We start from the raw sequence: 20986 nt of genomic DNA, 5'->3' as shown, positions 1-20986 counted from the left end.
ATGAGCTGGACAAATATATTTTTAGTTGTTCAACTTGTTTTTGGTGTAATTGTCGGATTGTATTTCTGGCATTTACTTCGAAATCAACGAACACAAAAAGTTTCAATTGATCGAGAATCGAAAAAAGAATTAGAACAGCTTCGTAAAATGCGTGAGATTTCTTTAACAGAGCCGCTAGCAGAAAAGGTGCGTCCTACAACCTTTTTAGATATTGTAGGGCAAGAGGACGGAATTAAGTCGTTAAAAGCGGCTCTTTGTGGTCCGAATCCGCAACATGTAATCATATATGGCCCGCCAGGTGTTGGGAAAACAGCGGCAGCACGTCTTGTATTAGAAGAAGCGAAACGAAATCCTAAATCTCCATTTCGTACGAATGCAACATTTATTGAACTTGATGCGACAACAGCTCGGTTTGATGAACGTGGTATCGCAGACCCTTTAATAGGTTCGGTGCATGATCCGATTTATCAAGGTGCTGGGGCGATGGGGCAAGCAGGTATTCCGCAACCGAAAAAAGGTGCTGTAACAGATGCACATGGTGGTATTTTGTTTATTGATGAGATTGGCGAGCTCCATCCGATTCAAATGAATAAAATGTTAAAGGTGTTAGAAGATCGAAAAGTATTTTTAGAAAGTGCGTACTATAGTGAAGAAAATACGATGATCCCAACATATATACATGATATTTTCCAAAAAGGCTTACCGGCAGATTTTCGCTTAGTTGGAGCAACGACACGTTCGCCAGAGGAAATTCCTCCTGCTATTCGGTCACGTTGCTTAGAAGTATTTTTCCGTGAATTAGATACGGAAGAAATTCAAAAAGTAGCGAAAAATGCCGCGGAAAAAGTGGAAATGCAAATAGGTGAAAATGGTATTGAAATGATCGGGATGTATGCAAGGAATGGACGAGAAGCGATTAATCTCGTGCAAATCTCTGCTGGTATGGCGATAAATGAAGAACGTTCTTTCATTAAGGATGAAGATATAGAGTGGGTTGTTCACTCAAGTCAGCTTACACCGAAATATGAAAAGCACATTTATCCGATTCCAAGGATTGGTCTTGTAAATGGTCTTGCTGTATACGGACCAAATACAGGTGCGTTATTAGAAATTGAAGTAACAGCAATCAAGGCGAAAGATAAAGGATCGGTAAATGTTACCGGAATTGTGGAAGAAGAAAGTATTGGTAGTCAAACGAAATCGATTCGTCGTAAAAGTATGGCGAAAGGCTCTGTTGATAATGTATTAACAGTACTTCGTTCTTTAGATGTGTTGCCAGAAGGATATGATATACATATTAATTTTCCAGGTGGTATCCCAATTGATGGACCTTCTGCAGGAATCGCTATGGCAACAGGTGTATATTCTGCGGTGCACCGCACGTATGTAAATAATGAAGTAGCGATGACAGGGGAAATAAGTATACACGGAGAAGTAAAACCTATTGGTGGCGTGTACGCAAAAATAAAAGCTGCGAAAAAAGCGGGAGCTAAGAAAGTCATTATTCCTGCTGAAAATATGCAACCATTTTTGTATACGATCAAGGGAATTGAAATTATTCCTGTCCGTAAGTTAAAAGAAGTATTTGAGTTAACGTTTATGCAAGAAAATATGCATAGAGAGCTAGATGTACATACTCACGTAGACGAAACAGATGCACAATCTATGTAAAAATAAACAATAATAAAATTTGCCAGACTTCGTTTAAGTTTGTATGCTTAATCGGAGTCTTTTTTCTTTTCGTGAGGTAGAAAAACAAGCTATTTACAATTGCGCGGAATCTCAGCAATTGCATCTAGGTGTATTGTAATATAAAATAGTTGAACAGGAGTTTAATTTATTATGGAGGTGCTATGTCTAGTATGAATACGAACGAAAGAATCGTGCCCCTCCTACCATTAAGAGGCGTTCTCGTATATCCAACGATGGTTTTGCATCTTGATGTAGGACGTGATAAATCGATACAAGCACTAGAGCAGGCGGCAATGGATGAAAATATCATCTTTTTAGCAATGCAAAAAGAAATGAATATCGATGATCCGAAAGAAGATGACATATATAGTGTAGGTACGGTGGCGAAAGTGAAGCAAATGTTAAAATTGCCGAACGGTACGCTTCGTGTCCTTGTGGAAGGTTTACATAGAGCAGAAGTAATAGAGTTTATCGAAGAAGAAAATGTAGTACAAGTGTCTATTAAAACGGTAACTGAAGAAGTAGAAGATGATTTAGAAGAGAAAGCTTTTATGCGTACGTTACTGGAGCATTTCGAACAATATATTAAAGTCTCGAAAAAAGTTTCAAATGAAACATTTGCAACGGTAGCTGATGTGGAAGAACCAGGGAGATTAGCTGATTTAATTGCTTCTCACTTGCCGATTAAAACGAAGCAGAAACAAGAGATTCTAGAGATTGTATCTGTAAAAGAACGATTACAAACACTTATTTCAATTATTCAAGATGAACAAGAGTTACTTAGCCTAGAAAAGAAAATTGGGCAAAAAGTGAAACGTTCCATGGAGCGCACGCAAAAAGAATATTTCTTACGTGAGCAAATGAAGGCGATTCAAACTGAACTTGGCGACAAAGAAGGCAAGGGCGGAGAAGTAGAAGAACTTCGTGAGAAAATTGAACAGTCAGGAATGCCGGAAGAAACAATGAAGGCTGCGCTGAAAGAATTAGATCGTTATGAAAAGTTACCAGCAAGTTCTGCGGAGAGTGGTGTTATTCGCAATTATATTGATTGGTTATTAGCGCTTCCGTGGACAGAGGCAACAGAAGATATAATTGATCTTGCTCATTCGGAAGAGATTTTAAATAACGATCATTACGGTCTTGAAAAAGTGAAAGAGCGTGTACTTGAATATTTAGCTGTACAGAAGTTAACGAATTCATTAAAAGGACCTATCCTTTGTTTAGTAGGCCCTCCTGGGGTCGGCAAAACTTCGTTAGCGCGTTCAATTGCAACATCATTGAATCGTAACTTCGTCCGTGTATCTCTTGGTGGTGTGCGTGATGAATCTGAAATTCGTGGTCACCGCCGTACATATGTTGGAGCAATGCCAGGACGCATTATTCAAGGTATGAAAAAGGCGAAAACAGTTAATCCAGTCTTCTTATTAGATGAGATTGATAAAATGTCTAACGATTTCCGTGGAGATCCATCAGCGGCATTACTTGAAGTATTAGATCCAGAACAAAACCATAACTTCAGTGATCATTACATTGAAGAGCCATATGATCTATCAAAAGTTATGTTTGTAGCAACTGCTAATACACTTTCAAGTATTCCAGGTCCATTACTTGACCGTATGGAAATCATTTCGATTGCTGGCTATACAGAACTTGAAAAAGTACACATTGCTCGTGAGCATTTATTGCCGAAACAATTAAAAGAACATGGCTTACGAAAAGGTAATTTACAAGTGCGTGATGAAGCGCTGCTTGAGATTATTCGTTATTATACACGTGAGGCTGGTGTTCGTACGCTAGAGCGCCAAATTGCAAAAGTTTGCCGTAAAGTAGCGAAGATTATCGTTACAGCAGAACGTAAACGTATCGTTGTGACAGAGAAAAAGATTGTTGATTTACTTGGTAAACACATATTCCGTTATGGGCAAGCTGAAAAAACAGACCAAGTTGGTATGGCAACAGGTCTAGCTTACACAGCAGCAGGCGGCGATACACTTGCCATTGAAGTTTCTGTAGCGCCAGGAAAAGGGAAACTAATTTTAACAGGGAAACTTGGGGATGTTATGAAAGAATCAGCACAAGCTGCGTTTAGTTATATACGTTCTCGTGCAGAAGAGCTTCAGATCGATCCGAATTTCCATGAGAAAAATGATATTCATATTCACGTTCCAGAAGGAGCAGTTCCAAAAGACGGACCGTCAGCAGGTATTACGATGGCAACGGCACTTATTTCTGCGCTAACAGGTATTCCTGTAAGTAAAGAAGTGGGTATGACAGGTGAAATTACACTTCGTGGTCGTGTATTACCAATTGGTGGTTTAAAAGAAAAAACATTAAGTGCTCACCGCGCAGGCTTAACAAAAATTATTTTGCCAGCAGAAAACGAGAAAGATTTAGATGATATTCCAGAGAGCGTAAAAGAAAACCTTACGTTTGTGCTTGCATCTCATTTAGATGAAGTATTGGAGCACGCATTAGTAGGAGTGAAACAATGAAAGTAACAAAAGCAGATATTGTAATTAGTGCTGTTAAACCAGAACAATATCCAGACAGTGATTTACCAGAAATTGCATTAGCAGGTCGTTCAAATGTGGGGAAGTCTTCCTTTATTAATAAAATTTTAAATCGTAAAAAGTTAGTACGTATTTCTTCTAAACCAGGAAAAACGCAAACGCTGAACTTTTTCTTAATCAATGAGATGATGCACTTTGTTGACGTTCCAGGTTATGGATATGCGAAAGTATCTAAATCGGAGCGCGCTGCATGGGGGAAAATGATTGAAACGTACTTTACAACGCGTGAACAATTAGACGCAGCTGTATTAGTAGTTGATTTACGTCACCAACCAACAAGTGATGACGTGATGATGTATGATTTCTTAAAGCATTATGAAATCCCAACAATTATTATTGCGACGAAAGCCGATAAAATTCCGAAAGGGAAATGGCAAAAGCATTTAAAAGTTGTAAAAGAAACGCTTGCTGTTGAAATTGGCGATGAAATTGTTCTATTCTCTTCTGAAACAGGACTTGGAAAAGAAGAAGCGTGGAAAGCAATTCATAAATTTACAAAAACAAAAAACGCGTGACGAATGTCGCGCGTTTTTGTTTTGCTAAATTTTTTAGCGTACGTTTAATGTAACTTCAATATTTCCTCGTGTTGCTTTCGAGTAAGGACATACACCGTGAGCCGCTTCCACAAGTTCTTGTGCTTCGCTATGTGAAACGCCAGCCACATGTACATCAAGTACAGCAGATAGGCCGAAACCACCATCTGTATCTTTTCCGATAGAAACGTGAGCAGTTACTTCTGTACTTTCTACTTTCACACGTTTTGTACGAATGACAAGTTGTAATGCACTATCGAAACAAGCTGCATAACCAGCTGCAAATAGTTGTTCTGGATTTGTTGCTTCTCCGCCTGCACCACCTAGTGCTTTCGGCATTTTTACATCAAGATTTAATATGCCATCATCTGAAACTACTTTCCCATTTCTTCCACCTGTTGCTGTTACTGAAGCAGTATATAATTTATCCATATTTATTCCCCTTTTCCATCATTAATTGTTTTCATTGTGTCAATCAGTTTATTTAGTTGAATTAATAAAGAGCGATATTCTTGCTCTGTAATTCCTAAGTTTGTAGCCATCGTTGTCGGTAATGAACAAGCCTTTTCCTTTAAATCTTTGCCCTGTTCTGTTAATTCAATACAAACTTTTCGCTCGTCTTCTTTGGAACGAACACGTTTTACAAGTTTTAATGATTCCATACGTTTTAACATAGGTGTTAACGTACCAGAATCTAAAAATAGACGTTCTCCAATTTCTTTTACTGTTAGTCCATCTTGCTCCCATAGTACGAGTAAAGTAATGTACTGGGGATACGTAATACCCATTTCTTCTAAATAAGGTCGATAAAAACGAGTAACCTCTCTAGAGCAGGCGTAAATAGAAAAACAAAGTTGGTTATCTAGATGCAAAGAGTCTTCTGTCATAAATAACTCCCTTCTAATTAAGTTGTGCACAATTTAATTTTGTAAAACTAATATAACGAAAAAGAAATGCAATGTCAAATACATTGTATTGAGAAAGTCTTTGTTACATTTTGGAACAATCATACATATTTTCCTTCATGATGAAAGAAGATAGGGAAGATGATGTTATAATTTATATGGAATAGTTTCCATCACTTGATTATGAGGGCTTTTTTTGGTAACGTACAAATAGAGTTATTAATTTATAATCATTATAAAGTAGAATTTTTTTTATTAGTGTTACTGAATCTCCTTTATTACATACGGAGAATAATTAAAAAATAATCGGTTGTTCACACGATTGTCAGATTCATAAGAGGAAAGTTGTATTATGATAGTAGATAAAGTGATAAAACGGGTGAAGGGGGACATGCTGCGTGCATATTCTTGTTGTTAGTGTAAATTATCGAACAGCCCCTGTAGAATTTCGTGAGAAACTCACATTTCAGGCAGCAGAACTAGAGCGAGCGATGACTACATTACAAAATCAAAAGAGCGTGTTAGAGAATGTCATTGTATCAACTTGTAATCGCACTGAGATTTATGCTGTTGTCGATCAATTACACACGGGACGGTATTATATTAAGAAGTTTTTAGCTGATTGGTTTCAGCTTGAAATAGAAGAAGTCGCGCCATATTTAACTATTTTTGAACAAGATGGCGCAATAGATCATTTATTCCGCGTAACGTGCGGTTTAGATTCAATGGTAGTCGGAGAAACACAGATTTTAGGTCAAATAAAAGATAGCTTTTTAGAAGCGCAACAAGTTAAAGCAACAGGCACAATTTTTAATGAATTGTTTAAGCAAGTCATTACATTAGCAAAACGTGCCCACTCAGAAACAACAATTGGTGAAAGTGCGATGTCTGTTAGTTATGCTGCTGTTGAGCTTGGAAAGAAAATATTTGGCGAGTTAACAGATTGTCATGTGCTTATTCTTGGTGCTGGTAAAATGGGCGAACTTGCACTACAAAACTTATATGGAAGTGGTGCTCGTAAAGTAACAGTTATGAATAGGACGCTTTCGAAAGCAGAAGTAATGGCTGAGAAATATATGGGACATGCAAAATCGTTAAGCGAATTACAATGTGCATTATTAGAAGCAGATATTTTAATTAGTTCAACTGGTGCATCTGAGTATGTCATTACGAAAGAGATGATGACAAAGGTGGAGAAAATGCGCTCTGGTCGTCCATTATTTATGGTTGACATTGCAGTGCCGCGTGATATTGATCCAGCGATTGATGAGCTAGAAGGTTCTTTCTTGTATGATATTGATGATTTACAAGGAGTAGTGGAGGCAAACCGTGCTGAGCGTTTGAAAGAGGCAGAGAAAATTCAATTTATGATTGAAGAGGAAATTGTTCTATTTAAAACGTGGTTAAGTACACTTGGTGTTGTTCCATTAATATCAGCTCTTCGTGATAAGGCACTTGCAATCCAAAGTGAAACGATGGTAAGCCTAGAGCGAAAAATACCAAACCTTAGTGATCGTGAGAAAAAAGTTATTAGTAAGCATACGAAAAGTATTATTAATCAATTATTAAAAGACCCAATTTTAGTAGCGAAAGAAATAGCTGCTGAAGAGGGAGCGAGCGAAAAATTAGCGTTATTTGCAAAGATTTTTGATTTAGAAACGGAAGAAGTAGAGAGTCGTGCGGAAGAAGTAGAACATAAAAGAGTGTGGACACCATCCGTTCCATCTTTATAATTTGGAAGGATGATCGGATGAGTTTTTTAAATAACAGTATTATTTATCATATTGCAATTATTTTATATGCTTGTAGCATTAGTTTATATTTTATAGATTATTTCCAAAGTAACCGAAAGGCGAACCGATTTGCTTTTTGGTTACTTGCGATTGTATGGGTCCTGCAGTCTATTTTTATGTTGCTTAGAGCTACAGATTCAGAAACGAATCCTATTTTAACTTTATTATCAGGGATTTATTTTTATGTTTGGTTATTGATTACGATGTCGTTAGTTATTAATCGATTTATGAGAATTGACTTTTTAGTCTTTTTTACAAATGTTGTAGCATTTGGCGTAAGCGCTTTTTCTATTTTTACACCGCTCGGAAAGATGTCGCCAGTACTTGCGGAACAATTAGTTTCAGAACTTGTATACGTGCATGTCGGTATGGCAATTATTTCTTACGCAACGTTTACTGTATCGTTCATTTTTTCTATTATGTATTTATTGCAATATCGCCTATTAAAAAAGAAAAAATGGAATGCGAGATTAAGAAGGTTAGGGAATTTACCGAAGCTAGAATCTATGTCTTACGGATTAAATTTATTTTCTGTTCCATTTTTCTTACTAGCAATTTTATTAGGATGTATATGGGGATATACAAAATTGGATAATTTCCATTGGTATGATACGAAAGTAATCGGATCTTTTGTCGTTCTATTTGTGTATTGCACAGGTTTATATTTACGAGCGGCAGATGTGTTGCAAGGTAAGAAAATTGTACAGTGGAATATCGGATCGTTTCTCGTAATGCTAGTAAACATTTTTCTATTAAGCAGTTTGTCCAATTTCCACTTTTGGTATTTATAATGAGGAGAGAGAATTATGCGCAAAATTATTGTAGGATCACGAAAGAGTAAACTAGCATTAACGCAAACAAACTGGTTTATTGATCAGTTAAAAGCCCTAGGTCTACCATATGAATTTGAAGTGAAAGAAATTGTCACAAAAGGTGATGTTATTTTAGATGTTACTCTTTCAAAAGTAGGCGGAAAAGGCTTGTTCGTTAAAGAAATTGAGCATGCGTTACTTACGAAAGAAATCGATATGGCTGTACATAGTATGAAAGATATGCCAGCTGTACTTCCAGAAGGTTTAATGATTGGCTGTACACCAAAGCGTGTTGACCCTCGTGATGCTTTTATCTCAAAAAATGGAGCATCGTTTAAAGAGTTAGCGGAAGGTGCTATTTTAGGTACGAGTAGTTTAAGACGTAGTGCACAGCTACTCGCTGCGAGACCAGATTTACAAGTGAAGTGGATTCGCGGGAATATCGATACACGTTTACGTAAATTAAAAGAAGAAGATTACGATGCGATTATTTTAGCGACAGCTGGATTACAAAGAATGGGCTGGGATAATGATGTTATTACAGAACATTTAGATGATACGTTATGTGTACCTGCTGTAGGACAAGGTGCATTAGCGATTGAGTGTCGTGAGGATGATAAGGATTTATTGCAGTTGTTAGCGCATATTAATGATACGATAACAGAAAGAACAGTGGCAGCGGAGCGAGTATTTCTTCATAAACTTGAAGGTGGATGCCAAGTTCCAATTGCTGGATATGCAACCCTTACAGAAAACGATGCAATCGAATTAACAGCTCTTGTCGGCTCTATGGATGGCTCTGTTTTATTAAAAGAGACAGTAGTGGGTACTAATCCTGAGGAAGTAGGGTTAGAGGCCGCGGACCGTTTAATTAAACAAGGCGCCAAAGAACTCATTCTTGCTGCAAATAAGGAGCAACAATAAATATGAACGCTCTCGCTGGAAAAACGGTATTGATTACACGTGCCCAGCATCAAGCGAAACAAATGAGTGTGGCAGTGAAAGAAAAGAGCGGAATTCCATTGGAAATTCCGCTTTTGCGTATGGAAGGTATGTCTCATAGGCAAATTCAACATATTGAAGAGCAGCTACATTCATACGACTGGGTTATTTTTACGAGCAGAAATGGTGTAGCTTTTTTTCTAGATAGTTTAAAAAAGAAACTACCGCTAACCATTAAAATCGCTGCGGTAGGTGTGAAAACAAAATTAGAGTTAGAAAAAAGGGGCTATCAAGTTCATTTTGTTCCGACTTCATTTGTTGCAGAAGCATTTGCAGAAGAGTTTCTAAAAGAATTAAGTGGAAACGAACGTATTTTATTTCCGAAAGGGAATTTAGCAAGAGAGGTAATTCCGGTTGCACTTCGGGAAATTGGTATTTCTCTAGATGAGCTAATCGTATACGGTACGAAAGTGAATATAGAAAAAAAGCAAGAACTTATAGCAGCATTGAAGTTAGGGAAAGTAGACATTATTACATTTACGAGCCCTTCAACTGTTACTAGTTTTGTTCGTTTACTTGAGGGTACAAACTGGAGAGAATGGACAAAAAAATGTACAATTGCTTGTATAGGACCTATTACGGAAAAAGAGGCAAGTCTTTATTTTCCGTCTGTTATTGTGCCGAAAGAGTACACTGTAGAAGCATTACTACAATATGTTTGTGAATCTATAAAATGAAAGAATGGGGATAGAAATCTATGAACTCTTTACAATTTAATCGTCATCGTCGTTTAAGACAAAGCGGGGGCATGCGTGCACTTGTGCGTGAAACGTTTTTACATACGGAAGATTTTATTTACCCTATTTTTGTATTAGAAGGTGAAAATGTTCGTAATGAAGTTCCTTCTATGCCGGGCGTATATCAAATGTCTTTAGATTTATTGCAAGCTGAAATGCAAGAAGTTGTTGATTTAGGTATTCGTTCTGTTATTGTATTTGGTTTACCTGCTGAAAAGGATGAAGTTGGATCATCAGCATATTGTGATCATGGAATTGTACAACGTGCTATTCAGCAAATTAAAGGTGATTTCCCTGAGCTAGTAGTAGTTGCAGACACATGTTTATGTCAATTTACAAGCCATGGTCATTGCGGTGTAATTGAAGATGGGATTATTTTAAATGACGAGTCTCTTGCAGTTCTTGCGAAAACAGCTGTAAGTCAAGCGAAAGCAGGAGCGGATATTATTGCGCCATCAAACATGATGGACGGCTTCGTAACAGCAATTCGTCATGCATTAGACGAAAATGGTTTTGGACACGTGCCAGTTATGTCGTACGCTGTGAAATATTCATCAGCATTTTATGGACCATTCCGTGATGCTGCGCACGGTGCACCGCAATTTGGTGACCGTAAAACATATCAAATGGATCCGGCAAACCGTATGGAAGCATTCCGTGAAGCAGAATCAGATGTAATGGAAGGTGCAGATTTCTTAATCGTAAAACCAGCTCTTTCTTACTTAGATATCGTTCGTGATGTGAAAAATAACTTTAATTTACCAGTTGTCGCTTATAATGTAAGTGGTGAATATTCGATGATTAAAGCGGCAGCGCAAAATGGTTGGATTAATGAAAAAGAAGTTGTTCTTGAAAAATTAATTAGTATGAAACGTGCAGGGGCAGATTTAATTATTACGTATCATGCAAAAGATGCAGCAAGATGGTTACAAGAAGGAGGCGCTAAATAATGAAAAAGTTTGATAAGTCAATTGCAGCGTTTGAAGAGGCGCAAGACTTAATGCCTGGTGGCGTAAATAGCCCGGTTCGTGCCTTTAAGTCTGTTGGGATGAATCCGTTGTTTATGGAGCGTGGAAAAGGCTCTAAAGTATATGATATCGATGGGAATGAATACATCGACTACGTATTATCATGGGGTCCTTTAATTCATGGTCATGCAAATGATCGTGTTGTAGAAGCGTTAAAATCTGTTGCTGAAAGAGGTACAAGCTTCGGTGCACCAACAGAAATTGAAAATAAATTAGCAAAACTTGTTATTGAGCGCGTGCCATCAATTGAGATTGTGCGTATGGTTAACTCTGGAACGGAAGCAACAATGAGTGCACTACGTTTAGCTCGTGGTTATACAGGTCGTAATAAAATCTTGAAATTTATTGGTTGTTACCACGGTCATGGTGATTCGTTATTAATTAAAGCTGGTTCTGGTGTGGCGACTTTAGGTTTACCAGATAGTCCTGGTGTACCAGAAGGTGTAGCGAAAAATACGATTACAGTAGCTTATAACGATTTAGAAAGCGTAAAATACGCGTTTGAACAATTCGGTGATGATATTGCTTGTGTAATTGTAGAACCAGTAGCAGGAAATATGGGGGTTGTTCCTCCGCAGCCTGGATTTTTAGAAGGTCTTCGTGAAGTAACAGAAGAAAACGGTGCATTGCTTATTTTTGATGAAGTAATGACAGGGTTCCGAGTAGCTTATAATTGTGGCCAAGGTTATTATGGCGTAACGCCTGATTTAACATGCCTAGGTAAAGTAATCGGTGGTGGTTTACCGGTAGGAGCATACGGTGGTAAAGCGGAAATTATGCGCCAAGTTGCGCCAAGCGGACCGATTTACCAAGCTGGTACTTTATCAGGTAACCCACTTGCAATGGCGGCAGGTTATGAAACGTTAGTACAGTTAACGCCAGAATCATATGTAGAATTTGAGCGTAAAGCTGAAATGTTAGAAGCTGGATTACGTAAAGCAGCTGAAAAACATGGCATTCCGCATCATATTAACCGTGCAGGCTCTATGATTGGTATTTTCTTTACAGATGAACCCGTTATTAATTACGATGCAGCAAAATCTTCAAACTTAGAATTCTTTGCGGCTTACTATCGTGAAATGGTAGAACAAGGTGTATTCTTACCACCATCTCAATTCGAAGGTTTATTCTTATCGACAGCACATAGTGATGCAGATATTGAAGCGACGATTGCAGCAGCTGAAATTGCAATGTCAAAATTAAAAGCGTAGTGTATTAGAGAAAATCGCTCTCCATAAGGGGAGCGATTTTTTTTATTCATAAAGTAAGCTTCCCACACATAAATCTGTAATGACATATAGTTTGGGAGGGGGAAAAGAAGTGGCTACAGATCATTCATTACGATTTTCATTAAAAGAATCTGTGTGGTTCCAAAAAGGACAGGAAGTCGAAGAACTTTTGTCAATTTCGTTAGATCCAGACGTTGAGATAGAAGAGCTTGATCATGAAGTAATCGTGAGAGGACAATTAGATTTAACGGGAGAGTATGTTGCACGAAAAGATGATTCCGCGTATTCATTAAGAGAACTATCGCCAGCAAAGTCAATTGATTATGTAGAAACAAGAGAAGATGGGGTTAATGAACTTGTTCATTCCTTTCCACTTGAAATATCAATTCCGAGAAATCGAGTGAAAGTAATTGAAGAGCTATATGTATCAATCGAGGAATTTGATTATGAATTAAAGGAAAATGGTTGCTTACAATTATTAGCGGATATATCTATTACCGGTTTGTGTGATGAAGAGAGAAGCGAGGATGAAGTTGAAGAGGAAGAAACGGTGTATGCTGAGTTAGAAGAAGATTCAGCGCAAGAGGATGAAAATAGACCGGCGCCGCATGTAGAAGAACCAGCATATAAGGAATCAGATGAGTGGGAAGATTACGCGTTTGAACCGTTCCAATTAGAGGAAAGAAAAGAGCAGGAATTAGAAGAAGAGAAAATAGAAGAACATGAATTTGTGGAACGTGAAGAGGAGCAAGAAACAACGCCGCAATTTGAACTGTTCGGACGAAAAGATTTCAAGAAAGAAAAAGCGAAAAAGCAGGAAGAACAAGAAGAAGAGTACTCACAGCGAGATGAAAATGCGCTTTATTTAACAAAACTATTTACGAAAGAACCGGAAGAAGAATTTACAAAGTTAAGAATGTATTTCGTGCAAGAAGGGGATACAATTGAATCTATTGCAGACCGTTATGAAACGTCTGTACAAAATTTATACCGTGTCAATCAAACAGAAGATATATTTTTAAATACGGGGCAAATTATTTATATTCCCGTTTCAAGGGTAAAGGCGAAATAAGGAAGTGAGTGTTTTCACTCACTTCCTTTCTTAGAGGCTATGTTTTGAATAGAAAGGGTTATTCGTATGGATATTGAGTTGCGAAATCACTATGAACCTATCGTGAGGCAATATAGATTGGATACGCAGCATATGGAAGAGCACGGAAATGTAATGAAAATTTATACGAATCAAGGTCCATATGCACTCAAGAAAATAGAAGGCAGAAAGTTAGAGCGGAATAACTTTCTGCATCATATTCAATATTTGAAGGAGAAAGGTTTTTCAAATTATGTACCTATATATCATGCGACGGATGGAAGTTATATTTTAAGTGACGGGACGTATAATTATTATTTAATGCCTTGGTTAGAACGTGCAGAAGGAAACGGTGAGGACAATGATCAATACCATAAAATGTTTCAGACACTTGGAACGTTGCATCAAAAAACTGTGAAGGAAGAAACGTATACGGAAGAAGATTTAGAAAAACATTATACAAGTATATCCGATCGTTGGGAAAATGATGGTGAGATGTTAGAAGAGTTTCTCGTAGAATCTGAATCAAAATGGTATATGTCCCCATTTGAATTGCAATATTGTACGTACTATCATCATGTAATGAGAGCGCGTGAATTTGCAACGAAGCAATTAAATGAGTGGAACGATGCGATGAAAGAAAAAGAGAAAACGCGTATTACTTTTGTGCATGGTAATGTGTCACTGAATCATTTTTTATTTGACTATGAGCGGAATGGCTATTTTATTAGTTTAGAAAAATCGAAGTTTGCAACGCCTGTGCAAGATATAGTAGGTTTTTATTCACGGTCTTTAAACACATATCCAATCGCAAGAAGTGATCGGTTTGAATGGTTTCAAATGTATCAAAAAAATTTCCCTTTTACGAAAGAAGAGCAACTACTTATGTTTGCGTATATGACGTATCCATCACAATTTATTCGGCAAATCCAGTCTTATAAGAAAAGAAGAGATAATCGCAACGAGGAAAATGAACTGCGCGGAGTAAAGAGTTTGCAACAATCGCATTGGCTCGTTAGCAATATAGAATATTTCCTGTCACAATTACAAGCTGCCCAGCAAGGGAACGGATAAAGTAAACATTCCCCGCTGATGATTAGCCTTCACCAATTGGGCGTTTACGGGCAGCAGGGCTCCCATCTAACTTCTTTGCTTCAGCTGAGTTTTGAGGTGGAGGTCTTACTGCCCACAAATAGCGTGGTAAAGAAGATAAGTAGAGGATTCTACTTATCTTCTTTTTGGCACGAAAAGCTGTAGTTTTAAATTTATCTTGACGAATAAGGTTTCGTTTTTTACACTATTGTATATAATAATTAACAATCATATAAATGCCTTGAAGGGGAAGAGTATAACATGAAACGTCTTCAGAGAGGAGAATCATTAGCTGGGAGATTCTCTAGATAGTTATGTTAGAAGGTAGCCCTGGAGCATCTTTTCTGAACAGAATAGTTCTTATTAGGAAAAGACGGATTTGTCCGTTATCAAATTAAGAGTATAAGCAAATTATGAATTTGTTTGTAAATAAAGGTGGTACCGCGATGTCCCTCGTCCTTTTTGGATGAGGGACATTTTTTATTTTAAGGAGGGAAAATAATGTCAAACACGGAAAAGAATTTACCAACTAAATATGATCATATGTCCGTTGAAGAAGGCCTTTATCAATGGTGGCTTGAAGGCAAATATTTTGAAGCAACAGGAGACGAGAAGAAACAACCGTATACAATTGTAATTCCACCTCCGAACGTAACTGGTAAGTTACACTTAGGTCATGCTTGGGATACAACTCTTCAAGATATTTTAACTCGTACGAAGCGTATGCAAGGATACGATGTACTATGGCTTCCAGGAATGGACCATGCTGGTATCGCAACACAAGCGAAAGTAGAAGGAAAACTTCGTGAAGAAGGTATTTCACGTTACGATCTTGGCCGTGAAAAATTCCTTGAAAAAGCTTGGGAGTGGAAAGAAGAGTACGCTTCTCACATTCGTCAACAATGGGGGAAAGTTGGTTTAGGACTAGACTATTCTCGTGAACGTTTCACATTAGACAAAGGTTTATCAGATGCGGTTAATAAAGTATTCGTTCAATTATACGAAAAAGGCTTAATTTACCGTGGTGAATATATCATCAACTGGGATCCAGCAACACGTACAGCTCTTTCTGATATTGAAGTAATTCATAAAGAAGTTCAAGGTGCATTCTACCATATGAACTATCCGTTAACAGATGGTTCTGGTCATATTCGTCTTGCGACAACTCGTCCAGAAACGATGCTTGGTGATACAGCAGTAGCAGTTCATCCAGAAGACGATCGTTACAAACATTTAATCGGAAAAACAGTTACACTTCCAATCGTAGGCCGTGAGATTCCGATTATTGCTGATGAGTACGTAGAAAAAGATTTCGGAACGGGCGTTGTAAAAATTACACCAGCTCATGACCCGAATGACTTTGAAGTAGGTAACCGTCATGACTTACCACGCATCTTAGTAATGAACGAAGATGGATCGATGAACGAAAAAGCTGGTAAGTATAACGGTATGGATCGTTTCGAATGCCGTAAAGAATTAGTAAAAGACTTACAAGAAGCTGGCGTATTAGTAGAAATCGAGCCACATATGCATTCAGTAGGTCATAGTGAGCGTAGCGGTGCGGTTGTTGAGCCTTATTTATCAACACAGTGGTTCGTAAAAATGGCTCCACTTGCTGAAAAAGCAGTAGCGCTTCAACAAAAAGAAGAAGAAAAAGTAACGTTCGTACCAGAGCGTTTTGAAAACACATATTTACGTTGGATGGAAAATATTCATGACTGGTGTATTTCTCGTCAATTATGGTGGGGACACCGTATTCCAGCTTGGTACCATAAAGAAACTGGTGAAGTATACGTAGGTACAGAAGCACCAGCAGATATTGAAAACTGGAATCAAGATAACGATGTACTTGATACATGGTTCAGTTCAGCATTATGGCCATTCTCCACACTTGGTTGGCCAAATGAAGATTCAGCAGACTTCAAACGTTACTATTCAACAGATGCACTAGTAACGGGTTATGATATCATCTTCTTCTGGGTATCTCGTATGATTTTCCAAGGTTTAGAGTTTACAGGCGAGCGTCCATTTAAAGATGTATTAATTCACGGTTTAGTTCGTGACGAGCAAGGTCGTAAAATGAGTAAATCTCTTGGTAACGGTATTGATCCAATGGATGTTATCGAGAAGTACGGTGCAGATGCAATGCGTTTCTTCTTATCAACAGGAAGTGCACCAGGTCAAGATTTACGTTTCAGCATGGAAAAAGTAGAATCTACTTGGAACTTCATTAATAAAATTTGGAACGCATCACGTTTCGTATTAATGAACATGGATGATATGAAGTATGAAGAAATCGATTTAACTGGTGAAAAATCAGTTGCGGATAAGTGGATCTTAACTCGCTTAAACGAAACAATCGAAAGCGTAACACGTAACATGGATAAATATGAGTTCGGTGAAGCTGGTCGTTCATTATACAACTTCATTTGGGACGATTTCTGTGATTGGTATATTGAAATGGCGAAACTTCCACTATACGGTGAAGATGAAGCAGCTAAGAAAACAACTCGTTCTATTTTAGCTTACGTATTAGATCAAACAATGCGTCTATTACACCCATTCATGCCATTCGTAACAGAGAAAATTTGGCAACATTTACCGCATGAAGGCGAGTCTATTACAGTAGCTGCGTGGCCAACAGTTCGCGAAGATTTACAAGATACGGAGGCTGCGGCAGAAATGCACCTTCTAGTTGATATCATTCGCTCTGTTCGTAACATCCGTGCAGAAGTAAATACGCCAATGAGCAAAAAAGTTCAAATGCAAATTAAAGCAAAAGATGAGGCTGTACTTGCTCAACTTACGAAAAACAGCTCTTACATTGAGCGTTTCTGTAACCCAAGCGAATTAACAATTCAAACAGACTTACAAGCGCCAGAAAAGGCAATGACTGCAATCGTATCAGGTGCAGAGTTATTCTTACCGTTAGCTGATCTTATCAATCTTGATGAAGAGAGAGCTCGTCTTGAGAAAGAACTTGAGAAGTTCGATAAAGAAGTAGAACGTGTACAGAAGAAACTTTCTAACCAAGGTTTCGTAGCGAAAGCTCCTGCAGCGGTTATTGAAGGAGAGCGTGCGAAAGAGCAAGATTACCTAGAAAAACGCGAAGCAGTTCGTCAACGTCTAGCAGATCTTGAAAAGTAAAAATGTTTTTAGAGACTCACTATATTGGTGAGTCTCTTTTCTTTGCGTATAATAGAACTATGAAAGTTGTCTTTTGAAAGGGGAAAAACATACGTGATACATACATACGAAGAAGCGATAGGGTGGATCCATAGCCGATTGAAATTTGGAATTAAGCCAGGATTAGAAAGAATGAGATGGATGTTAGAAGAACTTGGAAATCCAGAGCGTCATATAAAATGTGTTCATCTTGCTGGTACAAATGGAAAAGGTTCAACGTTAACATATATGCGTTACATGTTAGAAGGCGCGAAATATAAGGTAGGAACGTTTACCTCTCCTTACATCGAATCATTTAATGAACGCATTAGTGTGAATGGAACACCAATTGCAAACGAAGAGATTACTGAACTTGTAAAGCTGGTAAAACCAGTCGTGGAAAAACTAGATGAAACGGATTTAGGGGAAGCGACAGAGTTTGAAATTATTACTGTTATGGCGATTTGCTATTTCGGCAAATTCAATTTCTGTGATGTTGTTTTATTTGAAACAGGGCTTGGTGGACGTTTTGATTCTACCAATGTTATACACCCTGTTCTCACGATTATTACGAATATCGGTCACGATCATATGCATATTTTAGGAAATACACTAGGAGAAATTGCATATGAAAAGGCGGGGATTATTAAGTCTGGCGTGCCGGTAATTACTGGTGTACAAGATGAAGAAGCTTTGCAAGTTATTCAAAATGTTGCAAAGGAAAATCATGCAAACTTATACGAGATGGGCAACCATTTTACAGCATTACATAAACAGTCTAGTGAAGATGGAGAACAGTTCGATTTCACTTGTCCTTTCGCCTCTTTTGAAGATGTGCGAATCACAATGAAAGGCAGCCACCAAGTAGGAAACGCAGCACTTGCGCTTATGGCAGTCATGTATGTAAAAACATACTTATCATTTTTAATTGAGGAAGAAGAAATAAGAACTGGATTACAGGAAGCGTATTGGGTGGGGCGCTTTGAAAAACTGCAAAGTAATCCAGATATTATTATAGATGGTGCTCATAATCCAGAAGGTATCGAAAGCCTTGTGAAAACAGTAGAAGCGCATTACAAAGATAAAAATGTAATAGTGTTATTTACTGCCCTTGGTGATAAACAATTACATAACATGGTAGGTCAATTAGAAACCATTGCAGATGAAATTATTTTTACAACATTCGCCTTTGATCGTGCTATTTCTGCTGATAAGCTTGCATCATATTCACAGAAAGAATCAAAATTAGTTTTTGAAAATTGGAAAGAGGCAATTGATACAAAAGTTGAAATGATAGCAGAAAATGATGTTTTTATCATAACAGGTTCTCTTTATTTCATTTCTGAAGTACGAAAATATATTCGCGAGAAAAACTAGATAGTCTTTGCTATCTAGTTTTTTTGTTCTACAAATGAAGTCAAATGCATACATATAAGATAAATATATAGGGTTATTTGGCGAATTCCTCTGACAAATATCTCGTTTTTTTATGAAATGAATATGATATGATGCGGACAACGATAAGAGGTGAGGTGTGAGTGTATGGACAAGCAATCACGAACGATCTCAGTGAAAGTGAATGGAACAGAAGCGAAGTATGAGGAAAAAAAGAAAGATGAATTTGAATGGATGGTAGTAGAAAGTGAACGACCGAAAAATGTTGTTCCGTTTCAAAAAGCGAAATCAATGTCTGTGGAAAAATACCGAAAGAAGTGGAGTAATACATTAATTGTAATCGTTGCAACTGCAATCATTATCGGTACGGCGTTTGGAATGGGGATGCTTCATTTACTTACTGGACAAGGAACGACAGGAGGAAGTGAAGTGACAGCTTCAAGGCCGACTGGAAATGGAGAATCAAAGGTGGGTGGAACGGCAGAACAAACACCAGCACCGAAAGAAGAAAAACAAAAAGCACAGGCAGGAACGTCATTGGATCCGATGAAATTATTTTTTGTTCAAGGGGGGCTTTATTCTTCTGAAGAAAAGGGACAGGCAGCTCTTGAAGAATGGAAAGGCAATGGGGGCATTGGTGCTTTGAGACCGAGCGGTGATAAGTATGCAATAGTTGTTGGTATTGCTAGCGATGAACAGTCTATAAATCAATTAATGACTAAGTATAAAAATGATGGTGTCTCCGTTTTAAAAAAGAACTGGGATATAACAGATAAAGCATTGCTGAAAGATGATAAAGAAGTAGGGACATTTTTAACAAAAGTGCAGCCATTATACACTCATTTAGCAAAATATGCTTCTAGCGTACAAGTTGGTGGAAAAAGCAGCGCAAAAGATATAGAAGCAATTGAAAAAGAATGGAAAAAGGTTGAAAAAGAAGGGAAAAGTATGAAACAAGAAGAAGCAAAGAAACTGTATATGTATACGTCGGTAGCTGTACAAACAGTAAAAGATGGGAAGATGGATAAGGAATCTTTGGCGAAATTAAATCAAGTTATTATTGATGGTTTACTCTCGTATGAAAAAATTGTTTCGTAGAAAGTGAAATGATAGGATAATAAAATGAGTAAGAAAGAAGTACATGTACTTCTTTCTTTTCTTTTGAATTTAGAGCAAAGTGCTTTCTCTATGACAGGAATATAATCGTATGCAATAAAGAAGTGTTATTTTAGTTAGAGAAATTAATATTTCTTTCATTTGTGGGCAAACTATTCCTTTGATACGATTAATATAAATTGTTCTGCTTCATGTGAGAAAGGAAGGAGAAAATATGAGAAAAATAATTTTAGCTTCAGGGTCACCTCGGAGGAAGGAATTGCTTGAGTTAGCTAGTGTGCCATTTGAAATCGTTGTAAGTGAAGTAGAGGAAACAATTGGTGCATATTCATCGCCTTCTGATATTGTAATGTCGCTTGCCTTGCAAAAAGCATCAGCGGTGGCAGAAAATAATAGTGATCACATTGTGTTAGGTGCAGATACAATTGTTACATATGAATCGCGTATTCTTGGTAAGCCTTCTAATGAGGATGAGGCGAAAGAGATGTTACAATTACTATCAGGGAAAACACATGAAGTGTATACAGGTGTTGCGATTATATCAAAAGAAAAAACGGTTACTTTTTATGAGCGTACAGAAGTTACATTTTGGGAGTTAACAGAAGAGGAAATTGATACATACGTCGCGTCGAAAGAACCTCTTGATAAAGCCGGTAGTTATGGGATTCAAGGTAAAGGATCTATTTTCGTTCAAAATATTCAAGGGGACTACTATAGTGTAGTTGGCTTACCAATTGCACGTCTCGTTCGGGAATTAAAACAATTTGATATTGATGTAACCCATGCGTAAAATTGCATGGGGTTTTCTTTGAGAGAACAAATAAAGG

The 20986-nt window shown here is 37.6% G+C and carries 17 protein-coding genes and 1 other annotated feature; of the genes, 15 read left to right on the top strand and 2 right to left on the bottom strand.

The genetic code is table 11. The annotated features are described in order from the left end of the window. The 3 genes from lonB to ysxC all read left to right on the top strand — a co-directional run bounded on the left by lonB (position 1) and on the right by ysxC (position 4777). Positions 1-1671, top strand: coding sequence for an ATP-dependent protease LonB (gene lonB / locus DN399_RS22015; protein WP_000119170.1), 1671 nt, complete (start codon positions 1-3; stop codon positions 1669-1671). Between the two features lie 182 nt (positions 1672-1853). Continuing rightward, complete coding sequence (gene lon / locus DN399_RS22010) at positions 1854-4184, top strand: endopeptidase La (protein ID WP_000097285.1); 2331 nt, start codon at positions 1854-1856, stop codon at positions 4182-4184. Beyond that, a complete protein-coding gene (ysxC, locus tag DN399_RS22005) occupies positions 4181-4777 on the top strand; it encodes a ribosome biogenesis GTP-binding protein YsxC (protein WP_000869116.1) in 597 nt (198 codons plus the stop codon). Before lon ends, ysxC begins: the two co-directional genes overlap by 4 nt. Before the next feature lie 33 nt (positions 4778-4810). Here the strand turns inward: ysxC and DN399_RS22000 are convergent, their stop codons facing one another. Next, positions 4811-5227, bottom strand: a complete 417-nt coding sequence (locus DN399_RS22000; protein WP_000359781.1) for an organic hydroperoxide resistance protein — start codon at positions 5225-5227, stop codon at positions 4811-4813. A gap of 2 nt (positions 5228-5229) precedes the next feature. Continuing rightward, complete coding sequence (locus tag DN399_RS21995) at positions 5230-5682, bottom strand: MarR family winged helix-turn-helix transcriptional regulator (protein WP_000133916.1); 453 nt, start codon at positions 5680-5682, stop codon at positions 5230-5232. Between the two features lie 416 nt (positions 5683-6098). On the opposite strand from DN399_RS21995, the gene hemA reads away from it, so the two are divergent. The 12 genes from hemA (at position 6099) to DN399_RS21935 (ending at position 20949) form a co-directional block, all read left to right on the top strand. Beyond that, complete coding sequence (gene hemA, locus DN399_RS21990) at positions 6099-7433, top strand: glutamyl-tRNA reductase (RefSeq protein ID WP_000547868.1); 1335 nt, start codon at positions 6099-6101, stop codon at positions 7431-7433. Positions 7434-7450: 17 nt separating this feature from the next. Further along, a complete protein-coding gene (locus DN399_RS21985; RefSeq protein ID WP_000008991.1) occupies positions 7451-8284 on the top strand; it encodes a cytochrome c biogenesis protein in 834 nt (277 codons plus the stop codon). Between the two features lie 15 nt (positions 8285-8299). Continuing rightward, entirely contained in the window at positions 8300-9229 is a 930-nt protein-coding gene (hemC, locus tag DN399_RS21980; RefSeq protein WP_001226407.1) for a hydroxymethylbilane synthase, read from the top strand. 2 nt (positions 9230-9231) lie between these two features. Next, complete coding sequence (gene hemD / locus DN399_RS21975; protein WP_149149933.1) at positions 9232-9984, top strand: uroporphyrinogen-III synthase; 753 nt, start codon at positions 9232-9234, stop codon at positions 9982-9984. A gap of 20 nt (positions 9985-10004) precedes the next feature. Then, positions 10005-10994, top strand: a complete 990-nt coding sequence (gene hemB / locus DN399_RS21970) for a porphobilinogen synthase (RefSeq protein WP_001087065.1) — start codon at positions 10005-10007, stop codon at positions 10992-10994. Beyond that, on the top strand, positions 10994-12283 hold the full coding sequence (gene hemL, locus DN399_RS21965) for a glutamate-1-semialdehyde 2,1-aminomutase (RefSeq protein ID WP_000712937.1): 1290 nt from the start codon (positions 10994-10996) through the stop codon (positions 12281-12283). The genes hemB and hemL overlap by 1 nt, the downstream gene beginning before the upstream one ends. Positions 12284-12362: 79 nt before the next feature. Beyond that, positions 12363-13373 carry a stage VI sporulation protein D gene (gene spoVID, locus DN399_RS21960; RefSeq protein WP_002024850.1) on the top strand — a complete coding sequence of 337 codons (1011 nt, stop codon included), beginning with the start codon at positions 12363-12365 and terminating at the stop codon, positions 13371-13373. 66 nt (positions 13374-13439) lie between these two features. Beyond that, positions 13440-14465, top strand: a complete 1026-nt coding sequence (ysxE, locus tag DN399_RS21955) for a spore coat protein YsxE (protein WP_000350658.1) — start codon at positions 13440-13442, stop codon at positions 14463-14465. A gap of 250 nt (positions 14466-14715) precedes the next feature. Beyond that, positions 14716-14947: a binding site (T-box leader), on the top strand. 37 nt (positions 14948-14984) lie between these two features. After that, positions 14985-17630 (top strand): valine--tRNA ligase, encoded by a 2646-nt coding sequence (locus DN399_RS21950; RefSeq protein ID WP_000072244.1) that lies wholly within the window; start codon positions 14985-14987, stop codon positions 17628-17630. Between the two features lie 93 nt (positions 17631-17723). Continuing rightward, positions 17724-19025, top strand: a complete 1302-nt coding sequence (locus DN399_RS21945; protein WP_049107988.1) for a bifunctional folylpolyglutamate synthase/dihydrofolate synthase — start codon at positions 17724-17726, stop codon at positions 19023-19025. Positions 19026-19190: 165 nt separating this feature from the next. Further along, positions 19191-20141, top strand: coding sequence for a hypothetical protein (locus tag DN399_RS21940; protein ID WP_000361007.1), 951 nt, complete (start codon positions 19191-19193; stop codon positions 20139-20141). 232 nt (positions 20142-20373) lie between these two features. After that, positions 20374-20949, top strand: a complete 576-nt coding sequence (locus DN399_RS21935) for a Maf family protein (RefSeq protein WP_001226293.1) — start codon at positions 20374-20376, stop codon at positions 20947-20949. Positions 20950-20986 lie beyond the last annotated feature (37 nt).

This window comes from Bacillus sp. AR4-2 (assembly GCF_008274865.1).
Lineage (GTDB): Bacteria > Bacillota > Bacilli > Bacillales > Bacillaceae_G > Bacillus_A > Bacillus_A cereus.
Note: the sequence above shows the minus strand (reverse complement) of the source record. Positions and strands in the feature narration are given on the sequence as shown.

Coding starts and splice junctions, on each gene's coding strand:
- hemC (WP_001226407.1), top strand. CDS start 8,300: ATGCGCAAAATTATTGTAGGATCACGAAAGAGTAAACTAGCATTAACG.
- DN399_RS21935 (WP_001226293.1), top strand. CDS start 20,374: ATGAGAAAAATAATTTTAGCTTCAGGGTCACCTCGGAGGAAGGAATTG.
- lonB (WP_000119170.1), top strand. CDS start 1: ATGAGCTGGACAAATATATTTTTAGTTGTTCAACTTGTTTTTGGTGTA.
- DN399_RS21985 (WP_000008991.1), top strand. CDS start 7,451: ATGAGTTTTTTAAATAACAGTATTATTTATCATATTGCAATTATTTTA.
- lon (WP_000097285.1), top strand. CDS start 1,854: ATGTCTAGTATGAATACGAACGAAAGAATCGTGCCCCTCCTACCATTA.
- ysxE (WP_000350658.1), top strand. CDS start 13,440: ATGGATATTGAGTTGCGAAATCACTATGAACCTATCGTGAGGCAATAT.
- DN399_RS21940 (WP_000361007.1), top strand. CDS start 19,191: ATGGACAAGCAATCACGAACGATCTCAGTGAAAGTGAATGGAACAGAA.
- DN399_RS22000 (WP_000359781.1), bottom strand. CDS start 5,227: ATGGATAAATTATATACTGCTTCAGTAACAGCAACAGGTGGAAGAAAT.
- hemB (WP_001087065.1), top strand. CDS start 10,005: ATGAACTCTTTACAATTTAATCGTCATCGTCGTTTAAGACAAAGCGGG.
- spoVID (WP_002024850.1), top strand. CDS start 12,363: ATGACATATAGTTTGGGAGGGGGAAAAGAAGTGGCTACAGATCATTCA.
- DN399_RS21950 (WP_000072244.1), top strand. CDS start 14,985: ATGTCAAACACGGAAAAGAATTTACCAACTAAATATGATCATATGTCC.
- hemD (WP_149149933.1), top strand. CDS start 9,232: ATGAACGCTCTCGCTGGAAAAACGGTATTGATTACACGTGCCCAGCAT.
- DN399_RS21995 (WP_000133916.1), bottom strand. CDS start 5,682: ATGACAGAAGACTCTTTGCATCTAGATAACCAACTTTGTTTTTCTATT.
- ysxC (WP_000869116.1), top strand. CDS start 4,181: ATGAAAGTAACAAAAGCAGATATTGTAATTAGTGCTGTTAAACCAGAA.
- hemL (WP_000712937.1), top strand. CDS start 10,994: ATGAAAAAGTTTGATAAGTCAATTGCAGCGTTTGAAGAGGCGCAAGAC.